The 24,756-nt window shown below is 34.1% G+C and carries 23 protein-coding genes, 2 tRNA genes and 1 pseudogene; 8 read left to right on the top strand and 18 right to left on the bottom strand.

Annotated features, from left to right (window positions below; all coding sequences use genetic code 11):
- Positions 1–48: 48 nt before the first annotated feature.
- From mdh to NBW37_RS07480, 7 genes are read right to left on the bottom strand one after another with little or no spacing between them, the layout of a single operon-like run.
- Positions 49–999, bottom strand: coding sequence for a malate dehydrogenase (mdh, locus tag NBW37_RS07450; RefSeq protein ID WP_250296376.1), 951 nt, complete (start codon positions 997–999; stop codon positions 49–51).
- 3 nt (positions 1,000–1,002) lie between these two features.
- The gene (locus NBW37_RS07455) at positions 1,003–1,575 is read right to left on the bottom strand and encodes an NADH-quinone oxidoreductase subunit C (protein WP_250296377.1); all 573 of its coding nucleotides are present in this window, start codon (positions 1,573–1,575) and stop codon (positions 1,003–1,005) included.
- On the bottom strand, positions 1,568–2,083 hold the full coding sequence (locus tag NBW37_RS07460; protein WP_250296378.1) for a NuoB/complex I 20 kDa subunit family protein: 516 nt from the start codon (positions 2,081–2,083) through the stop codon (positions 1,568–1,570). The genes NBW37_RS07455 and NBW37_RS07460 overlap by 8 nt, the downstream gene beginning before the upstream one ends.
- 3 nt (positions 2,084–2,086) lie before the next feature.
- A complete protein-coding gene (ndhC, locus tag NBW37_RS07465; RefSeq protein ID WP_250296380.1) occupies positions 2,087–2,440 on the bottom strand; it encodes an NADH-quinone oxidoreductase subunit A in 354 nt (117 codons plus the stop codon).
- 18 nt (positions 2,441–2,458) lie between these two features.
- Positions 2,459–2,827, bottom strand: coding sequence for an HIT domain-containing protein (locus NBW37_RS07470; RefSeq protein WP_250296382.1), 369 nt, complete (start codon positions 2,825–2,827; stop codon positions 2,459–2,461).
- A gap of 3 nt (positions 2,828–2,830) precedes the next feature.
- The gene (locus NBW37_RS07475; RefSeq protein ID WP_250296383.1) at positions 2,831–3,088 is read right to left on the bottom strand and encodes a hypothetical protein; all 258 of its coding nucleotides are present in this window, start codon (positions 3,086–3,088) and stop codon (positions 2,831–2,833) included.
- Between the two features lie 17 nt (positions 3,089–3,105).
- Positions 3,106–3,924 carry a hypothetical protein gene (locus tag NBW37_RS07480; RefSeq protein ID WP_250296384.1) on the bottom strand — a complete coding sequence of 273 codons (819 nt, stop codon included), beginning with the start codon at positions 3,922–3,924 and terminating at the stop codon, positions 3,106–3,108.
- 187 nt (positions 3,925–4,111) lie between these two features.
- On the opposite strand from NBW37_RS07480, the gene NBW37_RS07485 reads away from it, so the two are divergent.
- Together NBW37_RS07485 and NBW37_RS07490 are read left to right on the top strand one after the other, a co-directional pair.
- A complete protein-coding gene (locus NBW37_RS07485) occupies positions 4,112–5,479 on the top strand; it encodes a UDP-N-acetylmuramoyl-tripeptide--D-alanyl-D-alanine ligase (protein ID WP_250296385.1) in 1,368 nt (455 codons plus the stop codon).
- 51 nt (positions 5,480–5,530) lie between these two features.
- The gene (locus tag NBW37_RS07490; RefSeq protein ID WP_250296386.1) at positions 5,531–6,481 is read left to right on the top strand and encodes a complex I NDUFA9 subunit family protein; all 951 of its coding nucleotides are present in this window, start codon (positions 5,531–5,533) and stop codon (positions 6,479–6,481) included.
- Between the two features lie 8 nt (positions 6,482–6,489).
- Here the strand turns inward: NBW37_RS07490 and NBW37_RS07495 are convergent.
- Both NBW37_RS07495 and NBW37_RS07935 read right to left on the bottom strand, forming a co-directional pair.
- A tRNA-Arg gene (locus tag NBW37_RS07495) sits at positions 6,490–6,563 on the bottom strand.
- A gap of 669 nt (positions 6,564–7,232) precedes the next feature.
- Positions 7,233–8,141 (bottom strand): annotated as a pseudogene (locus NBW37_RS07935) (IS5 family transposase).
- A gap of 134 nt (positions 8,142–8,275) precedes the next feature.
- Here NBW37_RS07935 and plsY point away from each other — a divergent pair.
- Positions 8,276–8,854 (top strand): glycerol-3-phosphate 1-O-acyltransferase PlsY, encoded by a 579-nt coding sequence (plsY, locus tag NBW37_RS07510; RefSeq protein ID WP_250297025.1) that lies wholly within the window; start codon positions 8,276–8,278, stop codon positions 8,852–8,854.
- Here the strand turns inward: plsY and NBW37_RS07515 are convergent.
- From NBW37_RS07515 to NBW37_RS07525, 3 genes are all read right to left on the bottom strand, one after another.
- The gene (locus tag NBW37_RS07515; RefSeq protein WP_250296387.1) at positions 8,845–10,710 is read right to left on the bottom strand and encodes a hypothetical protein; all 1,866 of its coding nucleotides are present in this window, start codon (positions 10,708–10,710) and stop codon (positions 8,845–8,847) included. The two genes, plsY and NBW37_RS07515, sit on opposite strands and share 10 nt — an antisense overlap.
- Positions 10,711–10,763: 53 nt before the next feature.
- Positions 10,764–11,660 (bottom strand): cation diffusion facilitator family transporter, encoded by an 897-nt coding sequence (locus tag NBW37_RS07520; RefSeq protein ID WP_250296389.1) that lies wholly within the window; start codon positions 11,658–11,660, stop codon positions 10,764–10,766.
- A 26-nt stretch (positions 11,661–11,686) separates the two neighbouring features.
- Positions 11,687–11,759 (bottom strand) — tRNA-Val (locus NBW37_RS07525).
- Positions 11,760–12,002: 243 nt separating this feature from the next.
- On the opposite strand from NBW37_RS07525, the gene NBW37_RS07530 reads away from it, so the two are divergent.
- Positions 12,003–15,380: a peptidase M2 gene (locus NBW37_RS07530; RefSeq protein WP_250296391.1), complete on the top strand. Its 3,378-nt coding sequence runs from the start codon at positions 12,003–12,005 to the stop codon at positions 15,378–15,380.
- A 561-nt stretch (positions 15,381–15,941) separates the two neighbouring features.
- Positions 15,942–17,768, top strand: a complete 1,827-nt coding sequence (locus tag NBW37_RS07535) for a hypothetical protein (RefSeq protein WP_250296392.1) — start codon at positions 15,942–15,944, stop codon at positions 17,766–17,768.
- A 202-nt stretch (positions 17,769–17,970) separates the two neighbouring features.
- Here NBW37_RS07535 and NBW37_RS07540 read toward each other — a convergent pair whose 3' ends face one another.
- The 4 genes from NBW37_RS07540 to trmD form a co-directional block, all read right to left on the bottom strand.
- The gene (locus tag NBW37_RS07540; RefSeq protein ID WP_250296393.1) at positions 17,971–18,768 is read right to left on the bottom strand and encodes a phosphoribosylformylglycinamidine synthase subunit PurQ; all 798 of its coding nucleotides are present in this window, start codon (positions 18,766–18,768) and stop codon (positions 17,971–17,973) included.
- A gap of 6 nt (positions 18,769–18,774) precedes the next feature.
- Entirely contained in the window at positions 18,775–20,025 is a 1,251-nt protein-coding gene (gene pstA / locus NBW37_RS07545; protein ID WP_250296395.1) for a phosphate ABC transporter permease PstA, read from the bottom strand.
- Positions 20,026–20,145: 120 nt separating this feature from the next.
- Entirely contained in the window at positions 20,146–20,523 is a 378-nt protein-coding gene (gene rplS / locus NBW37_RS07550; protein WP_250296396.1) for a 50S ribosomal protein L19, read from the bottom strand.
- Positions 20,507–21,217, bottom strand: coding sequence for a tRNA (guanosine(37)-N1)-methyltransferase TrmD (trmD, locus tag NBW37_RS07555; protein ID WP_250296397.1), 711 nt, complete (start codon positions 21,215–21,217; stop codon positions 20,507–20,509). The genes rplS and trmD overlap by 17 nt, the downstream gene beginning before the upstream one ends.
- Positions 21,218–21,291: 74 nt before the next feature.
- Between trmD and purC the strand changes: the two genes are divergently transcribed.
- Entirely contained in the window at positions 21,292–22,014 is a 723-nt protein-coding gene (purC, locus tag NBW37_RS07560; RefSeq protein ID WP_250296398.1) for a phosphoribosylaminoimidazolesuccinocarboxamide synthase, read from the top strand.
- Here the strand turns inward: purC and purM are convergent.
- Entirely contained in the window at positions 22,011–23,048 is a 1,038-nt protein-coding gene (gene purM, locus NBW37_RS07565; RefSeq protein ID WP_250296399.1) for a phosphoribosylformylglycinamidine cyclo-ligase, read from the bottom strand. The two genes, purC and purM, sit on opposite strands and share 4 nt — an antisense overlap.
- Before the next feature lie 134 nt (positions 23,049–23,182).
- On the opposite strand from purM, the gene NBW37_RS07570 reads away from it, so the two are divergent.
- Both NBW37_RS07570 and NBW37_RS07575 read left to right on the top strand, forming a co-directional pair.
- Positions 23,183–23,476, top strand: coding sequence for a hypothetical protein (locus NBW37_RS07570; protein ID WP_370273097.1), 294 nt, complete (start codon positions 23,183–23,185; stop codon positions 23,474–23,476).
- An 80-nt stretch (positions 23,477–23,556) separates the two neighbouring features.
- Positions 23,557–23,835: a hypothetical protein gene (locus tag NBW37_RS07575; RefSeq protein ID WP_410543395.1), complete on the top strand. Its 279-nt coding sequence runs from the start codon at positions 23,557–23,559 to the stop codon at positions 23,833–23,835.
- 63 nt (positions 23,836–23,898) lie between these two features.
- On the opposite strand, the gene NBW37_RS07580 is transcribed toward NBW37_RS07575, so the two are convergent.
- Entirely contained in the window at positions 23,899–24,717 is an 819-nt protein-coding gene (locus NBW37_RS07580; protein WP_250296402.1) for a transporter associated domain-containing protein, read from the bottom strand.
- Positions 24,718–24,756 lie beyond the last annotated feature (39 nt).

The following is a 24,756-nucleotide window of genomic DNA, read 5'->3' on the forward strand; positions in this document are numbered from 1 at the left end:
CTCTTCTGAACGGATACAACTTAAGCCTCTATAAAACCACTAATTTATTTATAAGCTTAAAGACTTCACTAGCTCTTTTACTGCATTTACAGATCTATTAAACATTTCTTGTTCACTATCATTCATTTTAACTTCTAGGATCTTTTCAATTCCGTTTTTTCCAATAATTACAGGAACACCAATAAACAAATCTTTTACACCATATTCACCATTAAGGTAAGCAGCACATGGTAATATATGCCTTTTATCTTTTAAATATGACTCTAACATGCATATAGCTGAAGACGCAGGAGCGTAGTATGCAGATCCAGACTTAAGCAGATCAACTATTTCTTTACCGCCATTGCGAGTGCGCTTCACTATTTCATCAACTTTTTTCTGCGTGATGAGACCCATATCAATAATTTGAGTAAGTGGAATTCCAGCAATGGAAGCACAGTGAATGAGTGGTACCATAGTGTCACCATGTCCACCGAGCACAAAAGCAGACACATCTTCAACTGAGATATTTAATTCACTTGCAAGAAAATAACGAAAACGGGCAGAATCAAGCACTCCTGCCATTCCAACAACCATATTAGCTGGAAGGTTTGAAAATTTATGCACCACTGAAACCATGGCATCCAAAGGGTTGGTAACCACTATTACAAACGCTTTTGGAGAATATTTTTTAATATTTTCACCAACCTCTTTCATTACTTGAGCATTGGTTTGCAGGAGGTCATCTCTGCTCATTCCTGGTTTTCTAGCAATACCTGCTGTTATGATGATTGCATCAGAATTTTCTATATCTTTGTATTGATTAGTTCCAGTTAAACCAGAATTAAATCCATCAATAGGGGATGATTCTGCTATGTCGAGTGCTTTACCTTGTGGTATTCCATCACTAATATCAAGTAAAATAACATTGCCGAGTTCCCTTAGTGCAATCATATGGGCAAGAGTTCCACCGATATTTCCTGCACCGATCAAAGATATTTTTTTTCTTTGTACTGTCATTTTCTACTCCTTTGTATTTACTTTTATGGTTTCGCCTTCCCAAGGCGATAGGCTATCAAACATACGAAAATCTTGTGGTAAATCTATAGGATTATATACAACCTTTTTTGCCTCTATATCATATCTTACTTCCTCATAACCAGTGAGAGGGAAATCTTTTAACATTGGATGACCTTTGAATCCATAGTCTGTTAGAATCCTACGCAAATCGGGGTGATCAGAAAACTCTATTCCATACATATCAAACACTTCACGCTCAAACCACAAAGCCGTACTAAATATCTTCGCTACGCTTGGAGGCATGTCGCTTTCACATAACTGAAGCTTTATGTGTACTCTAATATTATGCACAATGCTGAGTAAATTGTACACTAACTCAAAGCGCTTTTCTCGATCTGGATAGTCAATTCCAAAAATATCAATTAATGATTCAAACCTGAATTTTTCATCATCACGTAGAAAGAGTAAGTGCTTTTCAATATCTCCTAAAGCTGAATATATTACAACAGTACCGTCGTCTTTCTGAATACACTTGCATTTAAGCTTTTTTTGTATATATTTTCCAGTTTTATCCATGCTTTATATTTTGAGCTCGTTTTATTTTATTTTGTAGGCATAACATTCCATATAGCAACGCCTCAGCAGTTGGTGGGCATCCTGGGACATACACGTCAACTGGCACAATTCTATCACAGCCTCGGACTACTGAATAAGAGTAATGGTAATAACCACCACCATTTGCACAACTTCCCATAGAAACAACATACTTTGGGTCTGCCATTTGATCATAAACCTTGCGCAATGCTGCTGCCATTTTATTAGTTAGTGTGCCAGCAACGATCATCACATCTGATTGACGTGGGCTTGCACGAAATATCATGCCATATCTATCAAGATCATAACGACTGGAAGCAGTGTGCATCATCTCAACTGCGCAACATGCAAGACCAAATGTCATTGGCCACAATGAACCAGACCTTGCCCAATTCATTACATAATCTGTTAAATCACCAAATTTAGTGACAAGAAACCCTTCTTTTTTATAACGACCCCAGTCATCATTAGATAGAATTTGATTTGTCATAAACTACTCCCACTCTAATGCACCTTTACACCATTCATAGATAAAACCTATAGTGAGTATTGCAAGAAATACCATCATAGACCAAAATCCACCATAGCTTATCTTAGATAAAGAAACAGCCCAAGGAAAAAGAAAAGCAATTTCTAAGTCAAATATTATAAATAATATTGAAACTAGGTAAAATTTAATGTCAAAATTTTTTCTTGCACTGGATAGTGGATTGAAGCCACACTCATATGTGGAAAGTTTTTCACTATCTGACTTACTCACTGCAAGAAACATAGGCAATATACCTAAAACAAAAGATACTACAATTGATACGCAGATAAAGATTACTATGGTTAAATATTCGCTCATTTAACAAAACATATAACACTATGAATTTACATGCTTTCCTAACTTTTTACCACCTAAAATATGCACATGAAAATGTGGTACAACCTGCTCTCCATTTTCACCGTAGTTAGTGACTAACCTATACCCTGTTTTTTCTAGATTATATTTATGTGCTATCTCTCTTACAGTTTTGAAGAAATTTGCTATCTCCTCTTCAGAAGCTTTTAGAATAAAATCATCATATGAAATATATTGATTTTTGGGTATAGCTAAAATGTGAACTGGTGCATCAGGGTACTTATCGCGAAAAGCTAGTACATTTTCATTTTCATATACCTTCTCACAAGGTAACTCATCTCTTAATATTTGAGCAAAGATGTTATTGCTATCATAAACTTCATTGCTCATATTTTAAGAGCGACCTTTCCCTCTTCCTTCGTTTTTCTCTACATTAGGCGTAGATAGTGGTTTTATCGTTTCACCAGAAGCATTTTCAAGATTTAAAGAGCTTACAAGTTCCCTTGCTTTTACCATGTTCTGCTGTTCTTTCAAAAAAGAGGTTTCTATTTCATTTACCCTTTTTCCAGTAATAACTCCTGGTTGTAAGTAGTACATATCCCCAGGAACAGTTAAACTATGATGTCTTTCCTCTATTTTAACTTCATTCATAATACTCCCCTTATAACTCATAACTTTACCCCCCTACTCCTTATATTTTCAGAACCCTGCTCAACTTTATTCTGCCAATTTGCAGTTTCCCTTAATAACTCTCCTCTACTACTATCTACAAATGTTTCAGCAGCTTCCAATACCTCGCTCCTATCACTAGCAGATAAAGCCAGAGTTTCTGAAGGCTGATTAGACTTCACAGCCTTTTCTAATGACTGCTTTTGATTATCATATTCCTTATACAATTTTTCTGCAATACCATACAGCAATTTTAAGTCTCTGTGAACTTTAAATTCTCCACCAGTGATTTTTGCAAACTTCTTGAGGTCACCTTCAACTTTATTAGCAATTCCTTTAAGAACAAGCTCTTTTATTTCTTTCTCACTCTTGCCTTTATTATCAGGATTAGTTTTAATAGTGTTAGCTATTTCCTCAACGTTAATTTCAATGACAATTTTGTTTTCTCCTCTAAAAATAGTTACATTTGGCAAATCTGTTTTTATTTTACCCAATTGTTCATCGTTCAAATAAGGTATATCTCCCGTAAGAGTCCTTGACGCTAAAAAACTTACCTTTCCTGTCCCTTTCTTTTGCTCTGTTATTTGTACGCCAAGATCCTTACTAGCTTGTGTGGTTTCTATAGGTGGATCATATTCTTTAGGTGGGCTGCCAATAATATAACGCCCGCCATTTTTCATGTCGTGCCACATTTCGCTCCAGGACTTAAACCAATTTGAAGGCTTTATAGGATATATTATACCCCCAAATAGAGCTTTTGCACCTCTACCTAGAAAATTTCCTACTCCTGAAACTGCATTGCCAATTTTTGCTAACATATACATACCCCCAAGGTACTTTCTATAACTAAATACATTTTAATTATAGACAAAAATGTTTAAACTTATATATTCATTATAAGATAGAATTATAGAGATTGCAACCATTATTTGTACATTGTTTAAAACATGTAGTATTTTCGCTACTTTTATTGTTCAATTTATTATAAACAATACTCTCTAAATTATGTTTAAATGGAACACAAATAATATCATTGACGCAACTGGCGGAACAGATGTAAATGGTTATAATTGGATACATAGCTCAAATATTTCAACGGACACAAGAAGCATAAAAAAAGGTGATTTATTTATTGCCCTCAAGGGAAAGAATTTTGATGGCCATAATTTTTTGCATGAAGCGTTTTTAAAAGGGGCTGTCGCTGCAATAGTGAGTGAGGATAAATATAAAAATTTCCCTCTCATTATTGTACAAGATACCCTAAAAGCTTTGCACGGTATGGCATCATACTATATTAGAAATATTCTTGTTGATGCTAAAGTTATTGCAATTACAGGCAGTGTCGGGAAAACCACTACAAAGGATATGCTGCACACTGTTTTATCGCAATATGGAGTGTCCCATGCAAACGAAGGTAACTTAAATAATAATATAGGATTGCCTTTGACAATTCTAAAAGCTCCAAAAAACTGCCAGTACTTAATCCTTGAAATGGGAATGAATAAAGCTGGTGAAATAAAAGAATTATCAAAGATTAGTAATCCAAATATTGCAGTTATTACCAACATCGAACCTGCACATACTGAAAATTTTTCATCACTATTTGACATTGCACAAGCAAAATTAGAAATTCTGCTTGGTATGAAAAATGACGGTACTTTAGTTTTAAGCAGAGATAATAAGTATTATGATTATCTCTCATCACGCGCCAATAGAAATGTAATAAGCCTCGGTAAAGATAAAAATGCTGAAGTTTGCTTATTAGACATAATAAGCAACGATGACGGGTTAAATTTAAAAATCAGGCTGAGTGATAATCAAATTATAAACTGTGATTTACGTGTACAGGGTGAGCACTTTGCTTACTCGCTACTTGCTGTTGCAGCAGTTGTGCAAAGTCTAGGGCTTGATGTACCACTTGCACTTGAGAATTTTAGTGTAACGAAAGGTAGAGGTAATGTTAATAAAGTCAAATACAATGGAAAACACATACATTTAATTGATGACTCCTATAACGCCAGCCCTACTTCGATGAAAGCTGCAATAAAAACTTTGAGTGCATATTCTAATCAGAGAAAAGTAGCTTTGTTTGGTGATATGTTGGAACTTGGTGATGAAAGCATAAAATTTCATACAGATCTGGTTAAGGTTATCACAGAAAATAATGTAGATAAAGTTTATACAGTTGGTAAATTTACGTTAGAATTGCATGAGCTTTTGCCAGATAATATGAGAGGCGCACATTTTAATGATTCTAATCAATTGAAAAGTAATTTAGCTGACATTATTCAAGATAATGATGTAGTTCTAGTTAAAGGCTCACGAGGAATGAAAATGGATCTTATTGTACGGGAATTCATAATAGAATATTAAGCAAAATCATTGTATTAATTTACAGTAACAAGTTATTTAGGAACTTTAATCGTGACAAAACGTGTAATTATTTTTGGTGGAACGGGATTTATAGGGAAACACATCGTAAGACGCTTGGCAGCAGAAGGATATTTGATAAAGATATTCATTCGTAATCAGGAAAAAGCTGCTTGTTTAAAATTGTGTGGCAATTTAGGACAAATATCAATATTTAAAGGCGATTTTTTTGATGAAAAATCAGTTCTGGAGGGTATGGAAGAATGTGATGTAGCTATAAACTTAGTGGGAATATTATATGAAGCAAAAAAGCACGATTTTTACGCTGTTCACGTTAAAATAGCTGAAAGGATAGCAAAAGCTGCAAAAATGAAAAATGTACTTATGATGATACATTTTTCTGCTATGGGAGTAGAAAATAGTAAACTGTCAAAATATGCTCAAAGTAAATTAGAAGGTGAAAAAGCTGTAACTTCAGCATTTCAAGAAGCAATAATAATTAGGCCAAGTCTTGTATTTGGCAAAGAAGATAACTTCTTTAATAAGTTTGCAAGATTAGCAACTATTCTTCCTTTTTTGCCGTTGATCGGCAGTGGAATAACTAAATTTCAGCCAATATGTGTAACAGACTTAGCTGAAGTAGTGTATCGCATTGTCAGTTCTAATAAGCAAGACAAGAAAATTTATAACATAGGTGGGCCAAAAGTTTACTCTTTCAAAAGCTTATTAAAGTTTATTCTGAATGTTACTAACAGAAAGTGTTTATTGATCAATGTATCTTTTCCAATGGCAAAGTTGATAGCTTTCTTCTTAGAAAATAAAATTATTTCCATGCTGTTAAAACCAATAACCGGAGATACGAACCCTGTGCTTACTCGAGATCAGGTGAAAATTATGATGAATAGTTCAATCGAAAAGTCAGATGATCTTGAAATGATGAAAATTCGACCATTAGCAATTGAAAATGTGGTACCAGAGTACTTAAAGATTTATAGAAAGTATTGATACAAGAGTGTGCCCGGTGGGATTCGAACCTACGACCCACAGCTTAGAAGGCTGTTGCTCTATCCAGCTGAGCTACGGGCACACAACATATATAAAATGCTTCTTAGTACACGTGAAGTCAAGTATTTCGTGTGAATATGATGTTTATCTTGCAACACCTTGTCATTACAGTTGTGTGTCACGCGCTGCTGAAATTGGATGCGAGAAGTCTATTTATTTTAGAAAATATTATATAGAAAGTTGCTTGATAAACTCCACCAGCGCCCTTATCATGAAATTGAAGCTATTTATTTATCTTCTCTGTACAGATTAAATGACAAAAAAACTCACGTATCTGGCGTCTCATGTTTAATTTTTTGCACTATGTGCACCTTATGTCTTTATAAAACTTCTACCTACATAAGCTGAAACGCGCTGTTTAAAACATAAAAAAACGCCAACTTAAAAAATGGATAGTGAATAACTAGCTACCCTAGGGTTTCTTTTGCCTTTTTTTCTGTTTAGTAAATTTCTTAACGTTTATAATTTAGATTAGTTGCGGTTTAAAAGCAACTGAATCGCGGTTATTAGACGTTTAGAATAAAAAAACGCCATACTTGAAAGTATAATGTAAGTAATTAGCCAACCACGGGGCTTCTTTTGCCTTTTTTTTCGCTTGGTTAATGTTTATACGGAAAGTGTCATCCAAGTAGCTGACACTGGAATGGCTTTGTTGCATCGCTCTTCGGATAGTAGGTAACGTACAATAAATTCATGAAGCTATCTCAAACTTAGCCATCAGTAAATTTGTTAAGCAAATAACACTTGAGTAGCAGTTCCTTCTCACGATTAATCTCAGATTTGCTCCTAAAACTAAACCCAAATATTCGCTTCAACCTTGAGAAAAATCCTTCAATATACGATCTTTTTCCGTAATTTACTTCTTCTTTCCATCTTTTTATACCATTCTCACCATGTAATTTCATTAACTGAATAGCGGCATTTCTATCAAGCATATAATCCAATTTTGGATGCTCTGCTGCGTTGTTTTTCGGAGGAATTTTCGTTTTTATACCATATTGATTACACAGCTTATAGAGCTTTTCTCTGTCATATGCCCTATCTGCATATAGTGCTTTTATGGCATGCTGAAATCAACTTCTTTTAGCAAATCACAAGCTCCATAGTGATCAGAGTAGACACCGTTACTGTATTTTACAGCTATGGCTTTTTTGTTGTTTATATTCAACATTACATGCAATTTTCTCGTTTGCTCATAGCCACTCTGTCAGTGCTATTTTCCTTGCTGTGTGTTGTTGTATATACTAATTCCTGTACTGTCTATAGCAATTTCGATATCTTCCATATTATTTTCTGCAATCATTTATCTTAATATTAAGTTTCTTTTGATGCTTGTGAATAGCTGCAAATCTCTTCCTATTTGTTGCAAATACCCTTTTATAAACCCGACTGTTTGTCTTAAACCAATTCTAAAGAAACTGACGATTATATGCACCAAAATCACAACTTTATCACTATAAATATAGTTGCCGCCCTGCATTTTTAGACAATTCTCGTACCAATTTTCTATGGCGTCATTGATATAACAAAAAATGCTTCCTCTTTCTTGGAGAAATTTGTTATATTCATGGCAGTTACTGACTCTCATTTTTTGTGGCATATTTTTTCTTCAACAGTTAAATGGCTATTTATAATGAATTTTGTCAGTAACTGCCAGTTCTTTTCACTTGAGCGATGCAACAAAGCCATCCCAGTGTCAGCTACTTGGATGACAAGAGAGAGGATGCTAGAATGATGGAGAGGTACGCAATCCTTATACTATCCTACATACTCGGTTCAATACCGTTTAGCTTAATCATTACAAGAATAAAAGGGATAAACTTAAGAGAAATAGGTTCAGGAAACATTGGTGCTACAAACGTTGCAAGGACGGGAAATAAATTTCTTGCTGCTTTGGCATTACTTCTGGATTCCTTGAAAGGATTCATTGCAGTTTATATAGCACAACAATTTTGTGATAATAACGATTTTTATATATATGCATCTGCAATTTTAGCAGTTTTAGGACATATGTTTCCTATTTGGCTAAAATTCAGTGGAGGAAAGGGCGTTGCAACCACTCTAGGGATACTGATAGCATTTAACATTGATATTACTTTAGTATTCGTAATAATTTGGATAATAGTCTTTCTTGCTTTTAGATACTCTTCCCTTGCTTCACTCAGTGCTACTTCAACGGCTGTAGCATGGTCCTTTTTTTTTCAGAGGAATTTGTTCTTAACATTACTAGTTATAGGAGCACTAGTTTTCCTAAAACACCACAGAAATATTGTGAATCTTCTGCAAGGTAAAGAGTATAAATTTTATAGATAATGTGCTGCCAAATTATTGACACTTAAACTACGAGACAAATTGCTTGACGGTATGATTTTGTCCCTTTCGTTTAAGTCTATGATTTTTGCTTTTGTTATATTCTCTACTTCTTGAGGTGTTAAAAGTCCGTCTTCAATGAATTCCTTTTTTGTTTCTATTATTTTTTCATAAAGCTGAGTCACATTACCTTTACTTGACTCATATACCCTTTTTACCCTTAACTTCAATAGTTCTTTTGGAGCTTCTTCTGCTGTGATTTGTAGTTTACTGTTTAAAACGCTATCTATTTGTTCCTTTCTTGCAGCGTTCAAGTCATGATATCCGCTTTCTCTAAGAACCCTATAATATACTTCTATTTTTTCTTGTCTTAAAGCAAGCAATATATCTATTTTTCCATTTATTTGATTCTCAATAGTTTTTTCAGTTTTCAACTCAAATTCCTTTACTTCTTCTTCTATTATCTTATTAGCTATTCTTTTAGCTCCATCCAAAGATGAATCCTTGAGAGAAAAATCTGTCTTGAGTAGATCTCGATTTAATAGCCCTAAGAATACTTTTTCTTTAACGTTTTTTAATAAATGTTCTTGATTATCTAAACTATTTTCCTTCAGCTTATTTCTTATATGGTCAAGAAGAAAATCTTCTAGCATATTTAATTCCATAAAACCAATGCTTTTCATTAACGTCAGCACAATTTGTTCACTATATTGAGAAGTAATACTCAATAATTTTCTCATTAAAGGAATACTTACTTCTGAAATAAAATCATCAACTATTTTTTGACTTTCATTATCACCGGGGTTATCTTGAGCCTTATACCAAGCGTTAAAGATTTCTTTGTTATTTTTCTTATTCTTTAACCTGTCTAACATAAACTCACGTGCTTCATTTTTTGCTTCTGAAAGTAATATTTGCCTAGGAGGAGTAAATCTAATTTCTGGATCAGGATGAATACCTTCTAATGTACTTAACATCCTATAAACAATACCGGTAAAACAGGTGTTAGGAATTCGTTCTTTTCTGGAGAAAGTTTGGCTATCAAGCAAATTTGTAATTAACGCGTCTTTTTTATTTTTTACAGTTTCTCTGTCTCCATCATTGCAGGCTTTCAGAACTAAAAGTAAAATCTGTCCACCTGTAAAGCCAGAGCTATGCTTTTGATCATCTTTGCAAAAATCCCCTAAAAATTCGATTACTCTTCCTTTATCTTCATCACTAAACTCATATAAATTGTTTATATATCCAATGAATTGAATATATTCATCATTTTTGATTACGTCTTCAGGTACTTGTTCACTATACTTATCTTTTAATTTATCGATATTTTTAATGATATCATCATTTAATTGATGGGGCAGTAAATGTTCAAGATTAACATCAAGATCATTAACTATACCACGTAAGTTCTCTTTCATGCCTTCCCGAAAGAAATTCATGGAAGCTTTAAGCAGTGTAAATGGGTTAAAATCTTTTGGCCTTAGTTCACTCTGCAATAAAATTAATAGCATTGTAAGTGGTATAGTTCCCAGCAACGAAATTAGTAAGAAAGTGGAGGTGAAAGTTAAGTATGTTATAAATGCAGAAAGTAAGAAAAAAGACACTATCTTGATCGTATTGCCTTTAAGAAATATTTCCCAATACTCCTTTTTACTTATTTTTTGCTGTTTTGCCGCTTTTATTTCTTTGTAGGTATAAAAAGTTTTAATTTCAGACCTGAAGAATATAGTACCAAGAGAAAAAAGAACACTAACGGGATTAGTGATAATGCTTAAAGAAACAAAAGTTGCAAAATAACTAACAAACTTTAACCGACTAGACTCTCTTGAAGGAAATTGTACTTGAGAAATACCTATCATAACTTACCTTCTGACATTATTATGTTTTAGCAATAGCACAATAGTTTTAAATGTCAATGTTTAAGTATCTTATTATCCGCACACTCATCGTATTCAATCTCGACTGTAGAGTGTGCTATCTCGAACTTATCTAGCAATATTTTTTTTATTCTGTACAAAGTATCAGTGTGTTGTGCATCTTGCTTTACTTTGGCATGCATGGTAATTATAAAATAATTATCAGACAGTGACCATGCATGTATGTGGTGCACATCTATCACTTCAGGTAATTCTGATGTGATCTTACTTTTTATTTCCTCAGTAGATATCCCTTCAGGTGTACCTTCAAGAAGTATGTGGCAAGAATTCTTTAGAATTTTGTAGCCACTGTTTAGGATTATTACACTAACAAACACTGATAAGATAGGATCTACTATTTGCCACCCAGTAAACATGATAATTATGGATGCAAGTATAGCAGCTACAGAACCTAAAATATCTCCTATAACATGCAATACAGCACTTTTTATGTTTATATTGCTTTCGCATTTACTATGTAATATAAAAAAGACTATAATATTAGAGATTAGGCCAAGTGTAGCAATTACTAACATTACTTTCCACTCAACATTGACTGGAAAAATAAACCTCTTTATTGATTCAATTATAATAATTACTGCAATGAAGAATAAAGTTAAACCATTAACAAATGCTGCAATTATCTGCAACCGATGATATCCGTATGATCTTTGCAGATCAGATTTCTTAGCTGAAAATTTGTGTGCTAACCAGCTTAAAACCAAGGCAAAGAGGTCAGTGAGCATATGCCCTGCATCTGATAATAGAGCAAGCGAATGTGAAATTATTCCACCTACTATTTCCATAAACATTGTTATCGCAACTATTATTATGGAATAGATTAAGCGCTTGGACTGCGCTGCTGAGTGTTTACCGTTATGCACTGCTGTCATATAAAATCTTTTCATAAACAAAAACGTGGGTAACACTGGGTTCGAACCAGCGACCGCTTGCACGTCAAGCAAGTGCTCTACCAACTGAGCTAATTACCCATCGTGGTTTTAGTATAGTGCTTTGGTGGAATGAAAGTCAATAAACCACTTTGCTTTTGTCCTTGTCCAATGTGATTCCGGAATATAGCTGTATAGAACTTCAGCTATACCCTATATTTTTCACATAAAATTAACAACTTATATTTTTTTACTAAGATAGAAGTTATATTAATACGAGCATTTACGTTTTTTTTAGGGAGATCACCTTATATTTGAAGAGTTAATAAATTAGAGGTTAGAATTATGTCGATCAATCAACAAATAAATAAAAATATAACTAAAGAAGAATATTTCAACAATAAGCATATTATAGAAATTAGTGATTTAAACATTAAAGTAGAGGTTTATTCTCATAATTTAAGAGCAAGTAAAATTGCTAACATTGAAAGTGAGATAAGAGAAACAGCTACTAATTTTAAAAACGCATTCGAGTTAGAACGCAACAGTTCAGAACAAACATTTAAAATTTACATGTTTGATGACAAGGATGATTACACTCACCTTGGCGGAAGCGAGCGTTTCGGTTCTTACCTTGGAGATGAGGGTGGTAAATGTTACTACAAAGGGGAAGCTGATGTTTTTGCTGAAATGTATGTCTATCAGCAAGGTGGCGTTCATAACCTTCAGCATGAATTTGCACATGGTTTAACTTACTTGGCTACAGGAGGCAAATCTTTACCTACAGTATTAATGGAAGGAATTGCAGATTACTTTGAGCACCATTCAGATCATAAATTCAATTCTCAAGGGTCAAGTATTGATAAAACCGAAGCTGCAAATTTGGATTTAGATAAAATTTTAAGTTTAGAATATTCAAAGGACAGCGAAGAAAATAGTTTGGTTTATAAAACAGGTCATGCGTTGATAATGTACTTACAGGAAAAAGATCCTAGTTTATTAAGAGACTACCTAGATGCTTTGTGTAAAGGTGATTCACATAAGTCAGGAAATTTTCTAGATCAAATAAGAGGCCATAATGATGCCTTTAAAGACTGGCTTGATTTGAATGACACAGATACTGCAATGGAACATCTCAACGCTTTGCAAGTTACAAAAGGAGATTTTATAGCAACTGGTCAAGAAATAGTGGGTGGAGAAATTAAAAATGTATCCTACTATAGAGCAAATATAGAAAAAATGGATGGAGAAAACGTTGGAAGTTTTTCTCCTGTAGAACACGTTGCATTTTATGATGTTGCTCGTGCTATCAATAGGGCAACAAATGATAAACTTGATATATCAAAGGAATATAATTTCCTCAAGGTGGTAAAAACTTCCGATGGACAGAATAAACTAACTTACTCTGACCAACAAGGTAATGAGTACCAAAACAGTCAAGAGTATAAAAATCAGGCTTTAAGGATATTATCAAAATATGATACAGAAATTAAGAATCAGGTAGATGAATTTGATAATTTGAATAAAGAACGTGGTGAAATGTATCAAAAATATCATAAAGGAGAGATTACTATTGAAGAGTTACGTAATGAGGAAAATACAAAATACAGACCAGCATTTTTAAAGTTTGATCAACTAAAAAACAAAGCTGTTGATGAAATTGAAAATAATTCCCAAGCAGCAAAAATATTAGATGGGCTGGTCAATATCGATTCAAACTTGATAAGAGGTACAAATCATATTGACCTACAAGAAGGTAAGATTTTTTCCATAAAGGCTCTTGGTAAAGGAGATATGGGTGCACTGTCTATATATGACGGAAATACAAAGCTTGGAGAATTATTAAGTGAATCAGGATTCTTCAAACAAGTTGAAGGCCAAACTAAAGAAACTTTCGTTTTTGAGGATATATTGCACAACTTAAATACTCAATATGATGGTGGTGCTTATATGGCAGTTACACAAGAAAATGGTCAGTATAAAGCTTCTTTAATAGACGGCAGAACAGTTAAACGCGATGAATACTTTGATGAGGCGCATTTACATGAGAATGAGTTGTTGCATCCTAGCACTGGACACATCCAAAAAGATTTAGATTCTCTACTTCTTAGAGGTGCCAAAATCTTGAATCATCAGGATTCAAAACATGCTCAATATTCTGATGAGCAAAGAGAAAGCGGTGTAATCGTAGAAAAAGAAATATTATTGGATGATAAAGGGACTGATAGGACAGACGACGATGTATACGAAGCGGTTGTAAAGCAAGGAGACGAGCGCTTACATGAGTTCAAAAATATGGGCTTCTATATTACTGAAGAGGTGAAAAATGAAAGAGGTGAAGTTATAAATGAAAGTAACTTGTTCATTCATGATCATGGAAAAAACATAAGGTTTCAATTACCAACTAGTATCACTCATCTAAAATTAGTGGAAAAAGACGGAGCATATAAGCTTGTTCCGGTGACGAAAGATGGTGATGAACATCCAATAGGTATGCCAAATATATCAGATGAATATAGATATATAGATCCAATATTTGCACATGAATATGAGAAGAGAGATTATTCCCATAAACATGTAAATGTGGGCCTTATAAACTTAGAGAAATATGGCTCTGGTAAACTTTTTGCTATAAAGTACGACCCAAATGATTATCACATACAAAGAAACTCCAGCGGTGAAATAGTTAGAATAAAAGATCAAACATATTTCACTAAAGTAAAATTGTTTGATGGTGATGAAGAAATTGGAATGTTGTCTAATAATTTTCACAATTTTAAAGGAAAAATATTCTTTTCTGCTGACTACAACTACAGTTATAACGATTTCCTAGCATCTGTTTCTCCTCAAGTTGAAATTGAGGATATGGGAAATGGAAGTAAAAAAATAACTTTTGATCAAGGCAGTGGCGATATCGGTGATACTAATAGAGGCTACACTGACCATCAAAGGATATACACAAGGGAAACCGAAAGTCCAAAAGAACAGGTAAGTGTAAGCAAAAAGGAGACAGAAGTTGATACTTCACATAGAACTACTAATGTTATTGCACAAGCCGCTAAAGAACAAACTGTCATGAGAGAAGACGAAATGCAATCTGATCAGTCAATTTCATCACAAAGTTTAACAAGAACGAAAAGAGCATCTTTAGTGGAGGAGAAAGAGCAGGTAATATTGAAAGACACAATTCTCAAAATAGAAAAGAGTCGCGAGCAAGATTCAGAAGGAAAGCATAAGGCAAATGTAACCATAGATTATAATGATGTGAAAGCTTTGTATGATAGGGCAGAAGGAGAAGATAAAGGCTCTGTGTTAAAGTTTTGGCACAAATTGGCTGAATCAGGATATAAGGTTGGTACTTTGCCGGAAGACAAATACTATTTTGAAAAAGGCAAATTCGTAATCCACGATAGTGGCGCAAAGAAACTTATAGTGTTACCTGAAGATAAGGTGTCCATCAAAATAATGAAGGATGGCAATCATTATGATTTAGCTATATCTAATAATGATAATGGTAAAGTGATAAGTAGCATTACCAAAATAGACAACTTAAACTATGAGTTGCTGTCAGATACAAACGGTTTCAGCTTAGAAACACAAGATAGCACTATATTTTCAGGTCAACATAACGAATATAATCTTTATCTAGAGAATGGCTTTGCGAAAATGTTTGATTGCGCAAGCGACCACATTTATCACGACCACAACTCGGCCTACATCTAATACATACAGGGAGGCAAGTATAGCTGACCCAAGCAACACGTCATACCGCGATTCATTCGCGGTATCTCTAGATCCCGCTAACAAGTAGCGGGATGACGATTGTCAGGCTAGCTGTCATTCCACTCCCTTGTCATCCGAGTAGCTGACACTGGAAGTTGATGAGCATAAAAGTAGCCGTTTTATATTAAAGTACAACGTTTCTGATGATGGAAAAATGGATCCTAGTGTCATGCACTGGGATGACACCGTCATAGAGTGAACCAGCGTCATGCGCTGGAATGACAGATCCCAGTAGCCCATTCGGTATCATCCAAGTAGCCCCCTTCTTGTCATCCCAGCGCTTGACACTGGGATCCAGAAAACTTAACTTTAAATAAGTGGCTGCATAATAAAGACTAGATCCCAGTGTCATGCACTGGGATGACAAGAGAGGGAACTGGAATGACAAGAGAAGAATTCTGAAACGACAAATCTCAAGAAAAACTTATGTAAAATCTAGCATTAACGAAAATTATACTTTTTTCATGCACCCTATGGTTTTTATAATTAATGGAGGGTGATATGCCGGCTAGTTTGAGTTTTAAAAAACAAGATCAAGTAACTAATGCAACAGCTTTAAATGAGATTAAAACTATAGTTTATGAAGATAGTACAGGTAACAAGTATACCTTTGGTGTAAATAATGCTAATGTTTTTGACACTTTTAAGTACGACCCTAATGGTGCTGATCCTGAAGTAGATTATAGTGCTACAGCAAAAAATTTCATGACTGGAGGTGCAATTGCTGCATTATTAGGTATTGAAACTAATGTAGGTGCAATAAAAACTAAGACTGATAATATGCCTGATAATTTAGAAAATGTGTTAGCTCCTTTAGCTACATCTGCTTCATTATTAACACTAGATGGTAAAGTGGAGACAATAAAAACTAAGACTGACAAGATGCCTGCTGACTTAAACGCTGCGTTAAATAACTTAGCTACATCTGCTTCATTATTAACACTAGATGGTAAAGTGGATACAATACAAACTAAGACTGATACTATTCCGGCTAACTTAGGAGCTGATGTTACTGCTATAAACACTGCTGTAAGTGATGCCAATTTAAAGACTAAGTTAGATGACATAAAAACTAAGACTAATACTATTCCAGATACCTTAGGAGCTGATGTTACTGCTATAAAAACTAAGACTGATAAGATTACAGATACCTTAGGAGCTGATGTTACTGCTATAAAGGCCAAGACTGATAATATGCCTGCTGACTTAACAGCTAACTTAACTACAATAAAGACTGAGACTGATAAAATAACAGATATTAAAACTAACGTAGGTGCAATAAAAACTAAGACTGATAATATGCCTGATAATTTAGAAAATGTGTTAGCTCCTTTAGCTACATCTGCTTCATTATTAACACTAGATGGTAAAGTGGAGACAATAAAAACTAAGACTGATAATATGCCTGCTAATTTAGTAACTGAGTTAGCTACATTAGCTAAAACTGCTGAACTAGCTCCTTTAGCTACATCTGCTTCATTATCAACACTAGATGGTAAAGTGGATATAATAAAAACTAAGACTGACAAGATGCCTGCTGATTTAGAAGCTGATGTCACTGCGATAAAGGCTAAGACTGATAATATGCCTGATAATTTAGTAACTGAGTTAGCTCCTTTAGCTAAAACTGCTGAACTAGCTCCTTTAGCTACATCTGCTTCATTATCAACACTAGATGGTAAAGTGGAGACAATAAAAACTAAGACTGACAAGATGCCTGCTGACTTAAACGCTGCGTTAAATAACTTAGCTACATCTGCTTCATTATCAACACTAGATGGTAAAGTGGATACAATAAAGACTGAGACTGATAAAATAACAGATATTAAAACTAACGTAGGTGAAATAAAAACTAAGACTGACAAGATGCCTGCTGATTTAGTAACTGAGTTAGCTACATTAGCTAAAACCGCTGATGTCACTGCGATAAAGGCTAAGACTGATAATATGCCTGATAATTTAGTAACTGAGTTAGCTACATTAGCTAAAACCGCTGAACTAGCTCCATTAGTAGCTCCTTTAGCTACATCTGCTTCATTATCAACACTAGATGGTAAAGTGGAGACAATAAAAACTAAGACTGACAAGATGCCTGCTGACTTAACCAACGAGTTAACTAACTTATCTACAATAGCAACCGCTCTAAATGGTAATGGTCAAGTCGATAAAGCTGTTACCTTTGTACTAGAAAACAGCTTCAAGCAAGCTATTGAAAAGGCTGGAACAAAGGGTAGTGATTGGCTTGAAAATAGTGTGACAAAGATAATCTCACAACCGGTCTTTGACATTCCAGCAACTGATGATGCTGCACTTAATTGGAGTTTGTAATACAGCAAGTAGTCACGCTACTTGGATGACACCCTTTTTGGGTCCTCTAAGTAGCCTCCTTCTCCTGTCATCCCAGTAGCTGACACTAGTTCCTTTATGACGGCAGTGCCCCCTCTTGTCATCCCATGATAAGGGCGCTGGCGAAGGAAGTTTTTTGCAATGTCAGAGGATAATTTTGACCATAAACCCCTACCAATACATTTTAACAAAAATACTTCAGTGCATTTTCAAATATAAGCATTCCATCACCATATTTTGGCATAGCCACTCCTGAACGTTTACATTTTTCTTTTTCAAGAGGCCAATTATCTTGCTGGGTAAAAAATATTCCCCTTTCTGGATGGGGCATTAAAGCTAGCACTCTTCCACTTTTATCTGATAAAGCTGCCAGATCGTATGTAGATCCGTTTGGATTGTGAGGAAATTGCAGATTAGCATAGCTACTATTATCATCTATATAACGTAATGCTGTGCAATTTTTTTCGATTAATTGATTCAAAGTATCTTGATCCATAAAAAATTTGCCTTCTCCATGAGCAATAGGGAGATATAGTTCATTCAGGCCCCGTAGCCAAACAGAATTACTCTTTGAATTAACTCTCACTCTAATCCAACGGCATTGATAATTGCCTATATCATTATGGATTAAAGCTAGACTAGAGAATTCTGGAATTAATTTTACTAATATCTGACAACCATTACATATTCCTATAATCAGCTTGTCCTGAGATAAAAACTCTTGAAACTCATCCAACAGATTGTTTTTAATACGTAAAGCAAATGCATTACCAGCACCAGTGTCATCACCATAGGAAAAACCCCCTGGAATTGCAAGTATATTGCTTAATTTCAGTTCACCTGGATTATCTATGATATCGTTAATGTGAACGATTTTTACTTCAATATTACCAATACCAAGTTTTCTGCTGCATTCCATAAACGCAAATGCAGTTTCTTTTTCGCAATTTAAGCCATAACCAGATAGGACTGTGATTTTCATGAATTGCTAAAAATTAAAAAATTCGAATTTCTTTTTTACAAAATTTGCTACTAAATTTAACGCAAATAACACCAATAATAAAGCTATAATTGCGATAGCAGCAAGTTCAACAAATGCAATTTCAGGACTACTTGACCATATGTATATTTGTACAGGCAGAACAGTCGCCGGATCGAAGAAGGACGTAGGTGTATCAGCAACAAATGCTACCATACCTATCATAAGTAAAGGAGAAGATTCACCTAAAATCCTTGCAATTGCAAGTACAGTACCATGTATTATTCTTGGTAATGCAATCGGCAAAGAGTGATCTAATATCACCTTGATGTGAGGTGCACCGAGCGCAAACGCTGCATCTTTTATCGTAATAGGAACATTCGCAAAGGCATTTTTTGTTGCAATTATAATATTAGGTAACATCATAAATGAAAGAGTCATTCCACCAACAAGTGGTGAAGAGCGTGGTAGCCCAAATATGCCAAGATAGAGAGTTAAGCCCACTACACCAAATATTATTGAAGGCACTGCAGCAAGATTATTTATGCTAATTTCTACAATATTGGTCATGAGCCTATTTTTAGGCATAAATTCGTAAAGACAGATGCCCGACATAATTCCTATTGGTAATGCTAATGCTAGGCACACTATAATTGTCATCAATGAGCCGATAAACGCCCCTAAAATCCCTGCATTCTCAGGTTCACGAGAGTCAGATTTAAGGAATAAAGACTTATTAAAAAATTTTTTCACTCTCCCTTTTTCTTTTAGCCAATCAAGTAATTTAGCATAATGATCATTCAAATGTTTATCTTTATTTATTGAATTAATTATACTTGACGCGGTAAACCAGATCTCATATTCACCACTACCTTTCACTTTCTTACGAAAAAATTTCTCTAGTTCTTTGTAAGAATTACGACTTAAAATTTCGTCACTGTCTTTAAAATCAGTTCCTTTAAACACCTTACGTAAAGAATCGTTGAGTAAGCCAATTGACTTATACCGCAAATCACTAGGATTACTCGCCAAAGTAAGATCAGCATTTATTTCAACTGGCAATAAAATTTTCGTTACTGTTAAGGCACTGTAAGAGTTAACTAATATACTGAGCAGTATACACACAGGACAGCCAAGTGAGATAACTAGTGCCGTGAAAGAACAAAAGCGTAACGCTCTGTTCTTTTTATTTTTCCTTTTTATACGAGCATGTACACGCCTTGACTGAAGTAATTTAAGGAATTTTTTCTTTATGCTCATTTACTTTTCTTTACACGAGGATTTGAAAAAACTTTCCCCTTTTTTGTCATCCGAGCAGCTGACACTGGAATGACAAGAGAGAGTTCTGAGATGACATAATTAACATCACTCTCTGTTTATCTACTTAGATTTCTTTTTAACATAAGTAGTACGTTCTTTGATCCTTGCAGCCTTTCCAAATAGCTTGCACAGATAATACAGTTTTGCTCTACGAACCTTTCCTTTTCTTGTCACTTGCACTGAAACCAGTGCAGGTGAATAAACAAAAAACTGAGACACTATACTTTCTCCATGACTTACTTTTCTGACTGCAAAAGAAGAATGTAACCCGCGGTTCCTTTTTGATATACATACACCTTCAAATATCTGTATACGCTCACTTGCACCATCAACTACCTTGAAAGTAATCTTCAGATCATCGCCAGGACGAAATTCTGGTACTTCTTTAGCTAACACTTGCATTTGCTGTTCGTTAAATTTTTTAAGTAAATTTGTCATTTATCTCTCCATTCAATAATTCAGGCCGACGCTCTTTCGTTATAACTTGAGACTGCTTCTGTCTCCAATCACTTATTTTTTTATGATTGCCAGATAACAAAACCTCAGGTACTTTATATCCCTTCCACTGCTCAGGTCTAGTATATTGAGGATATTCAAGCATACCACCACCATAATTAAAACTTTCTTCAGTAATACTATCGGAATTATTTACTACACCTGGAAGAAGCCTAATGCATGCATCAAGAACCACCATCGCAGCTGGCTCACCTCCTGAAAGTATATAATCTCCGATACTTAACTCATAAGGAGTATACGCATCAATTATCCTTTGGTCAATACCTTCAAATCGACCACACAATATTGTTATATGAGGAAACTCTAACAATTCTCTGGCAATATTCTGATTAAACTTAGTTCCAGATGGAGTCATGTAAATAAACTTAGTGTTTTTATGAACAGAGAGCATACTATCTACTGCATCACCAACTACATCAGAACGCATAACCATTCCTGCTCCACCTCCATATGGAACATCATCCACAGTTGAATGTTTATCTTTCGCAAAAGAACGAATATTTATTACTTCAAGGTTCCATATTTTTTTTTCTAACGCTTTTCCGGCAAGAGAATAGTTCAAAAACCCGGGGAACATTTCTGGGAATATGGTTAATATTGTAACATTAAATGCCATTAAGGTTTATTTTAAGTTATTTGGGGCTATACTCTAAGAATAGTAAATTGATATAATATATAGTTAAATTAAACATGTCACTGAATAAAACGATATACGAAGGTAAAGCGAAAGCCATTATTGAAACTGAAGACTCATCAACTGTTATACAGCACTTTAAAGATGATGTTACAGCATTCAATAAGGAAAAATATGAAATAATCGATGGTAAAGGGATAATTAATAATCATGTTAGTGCTTTTATCATGGAAAAGCTTGAGAAAGCAGGAATTAGCACGCACTTTATAAAAACTCTAAATGAAAGAGAACAGCTAGTCAAAAAACTCAAGATAATACCTCTTGAGGTGGTAGTTAGAAATGTTGCAGCTGGCAGCTTTTGCAAACGTTTTAATATTAAAGAAGGTGAGAGGCTTGCATCTCCTATAATCGAATTTTTTTACAAAAATGATGACCTAGCCGACCCAATGGTAAGTGAAAATCACATACTGTATTTTGATTGGCTATCTAGCAAAGAAATGGATGAAATTAAAACTACAACTTTAAAGATCAACGAAATCTTAGTCGACCTATTTTCAAATGCAAGTATATATTTAATTGACCTCAAGTTAGAATTTGGCAGATTAATAAATGACAGTACTAAAATCGTTTTAGCTGATGAAATTAGCCCTGATAACTGCAGATTATGGGATAAAAATACTTATAAAAAGCTAGATAAAGATGTCTTTCGTTTGAATTTAGGAGATTTAAAGGAAGCATACTCAGAAGTTGCAAAAAGACTGTCAGTAAAGTTAGGTTAACTAAATACTACTCTATCAAGTGGAGGGTTACATGCCTCATCAAGTTTTCCAATAATTTCAATTTTTTCTCCACGTTTTTGGAAATGATTTTTCACGTTTTGCATATTCTCAGAACTTACGATCAATACCATACCAATACCACAATTAAATGTTTTTAGCATTTCTTTCTTCTCTATTTTACCCTCCTTTGTTAGCCATAAAAATATATCTGGCCATTTCCAGGAATTAATGTCTATGTTTGCAAATAAGTTTTTTGGAAGAATCCGCGGAATATTATCTATCAAGCCACCACCTGTTATATGTGCAATGCCTTTTACCTTTGGCATAATAGGCAACAAAGAATCAACATATATTTTTGTTGGTTCGAGCAATACTTCTTTCCAAGGCTGATTATTCCATGGAGATGAATCATTATAATTTATACCTAAATCTTTAAAAATATGGCGTACTAAAGAAAACCCATTTGAGTGAATTCCATTTGATTCTAAGCCGACTATATAGTCACCTTCCTTCATAGCATCACATTTTGGAAGAATTTTGCTTTTATCAACTACACCAACTACAAATCCTGCAAGATCATAGTGATTATTGCCATACATTCCAGGCATTTCCGCAGTTTCTCCACCAATCAATGCTATTTTAGCTTGCTTGCACCCCTCTGCGATTCCCTTAACCACAGATAATAAAACGTCTTTGGTCAAAACGCCTGTTGCAAAGTAATCAAGGAAAAATAAAGGTGTTGCTCCTTGTGCAAGTAAGTCATTTACACACATTGCAACTAAATCTATACCTATAGTATCATGCCTATTCACTTCTTGAGCTATCAACAGTTTCGTACCTACTCCATCAGTTGAGGAAACGAGCACTGGATGGTCATATTTCTTACTTAGTGCAGCAAAATCAAACAACGCAGAAAATGAACCTATTTCGCTGATTACTTCTTCTCTAGTAGTTTCTTGAGCAATAGGCTTGACTTCTTTTATTAACTTATTATATAGTTCAAGATCTATTCCTGATCTGGTATAAGTATTCATAATCCTTTTATAAATTTTAAAATTGTTAATACTATATTAATGCCTTGATATAAAAAGTGCAACGAAACTTTCTCTTACATTGACTATTATATGCTTACCAATATAGGGTAACTTAAATCATTTATAATTATCCAATGAATAAAAATACCAAAAACATACTGTTAATAATGGAATTGCTATCAGGACAGCTGCTTCATGACTTTGCTAACTCTATGAATGGAATAATGTTTGGCTTAGAAGAGCTTGAAGTAATAGATAAGAACGATGCTGATGCGCAGAAGGAAGCGTTGTCGTTGCTTAAAGAAAGCTCCGATGATTTAATATATAAACATAAAGTTATGAAGCAGGCATATTCTTCTTCAGCAGATAATTACAGCTTTGATCAGACCAAATCTAATATCGAAAATTATTTATTAAAAAAAAAGTAAAGCTTACGTGGAAAATAGATGCATACTCTACAAAAGGTAAGGAAGATTTAATTGAAAAGATAAATAAGATAATTTCTAATATGGTGCTAACTATAGCCAGTGCAGTAGCGGAAGTTGAACTAGTATCTATTTTACTGAGTCAAACAGAAGATAAAATGCTATTAACTATAAAAATTCTAAATGAACACAAACCAATAAGCAAATCATTAGTAGACAAATTAATCAAAAAAAATGACACTAATTTAAATACAAAAGATATTAATATCTATATGACCTCTTTATTATTAGAGTACTATAACACTGAACTGCATTGTACTTGCGAAAATAATTTGCTGGAGATAGGTTTAACTATAACTTGAGTTGCATATTTGGTTATTACAACTTTTTCTTCGTTTCAAGGCAACCGATAAGGGATATTAAATCTAATTTTTATAATCATTTAAATCTAGTACTATTTTATTAATGTAGCGCTCATTTGCATCTTTGATAATAAACTTCATACCATTTTTATATTTAATGACTTCATCTACAGAAGGCACTTTACCAGCAATCGAAAGAATCAAACCACCAAGTGTAACATAGTCTTCTTCAGGGTCACGTAATTCTATTTTTAGATCCTCTTCTATATCTTTTATAAGAGCCCTTGCTGACACTTCAAACTTGTTTTGAGACAATTCAGTAATGGTATATTCTGAATTTATTTCGTTCTCACTATCAACGTTTGGTATTAGCTCTTCTATAAGATCGGTCATTGAAATTAAACCATCAGTTCCACCATATTCATCCAATACGATAGCTAAGCATGATTTAGAAGATTTCATTCTAATAAAAAGATTAGTTGTCTTCATCGAGGGCGGAACAAATATTACGCTTTGTATAATATTTCTCAGATTAAAATTTTTATCCCTATTAAAAATAACATCTTTTACATAAAAAAAGCCTATTACGTTATCAAAGTTATTTCTATAAATTGGTATTTTAGTGTGGCAAGTGTTTTTTATCTTCTTTATTATTTCACGCTCGCTTGACTCAATGTTTACTGCGTATATCTCTGTACGTGGAGTCATTATATCCATTATACCACAATCGCGGAATTTTAATAGACCATTAAATATATTAAGGTCTGGCAGATTTTTCATTAATGCCTCAGTCGCACACTTTTCCAACACAGAAACTTTTTTGAAAAGGAAGAGAAAAATTTTGTATACTATTTTTTCTACTAAGGTTCTTTTTTTACTCAACTTATTCCCTGTAATGGCAAAAACATTTTCAGATCAGAT

It is taken from the genome of Wolbachia endosymbiont of Oedothorax gibbosus, from assembly GCF_936270145.1.
Taxonomy (GTDB): Bacteria; Pseudomonadota; Alphaproteobacteria; order Rickettsiales; family Anaplasmataceae; genus Wolbachia.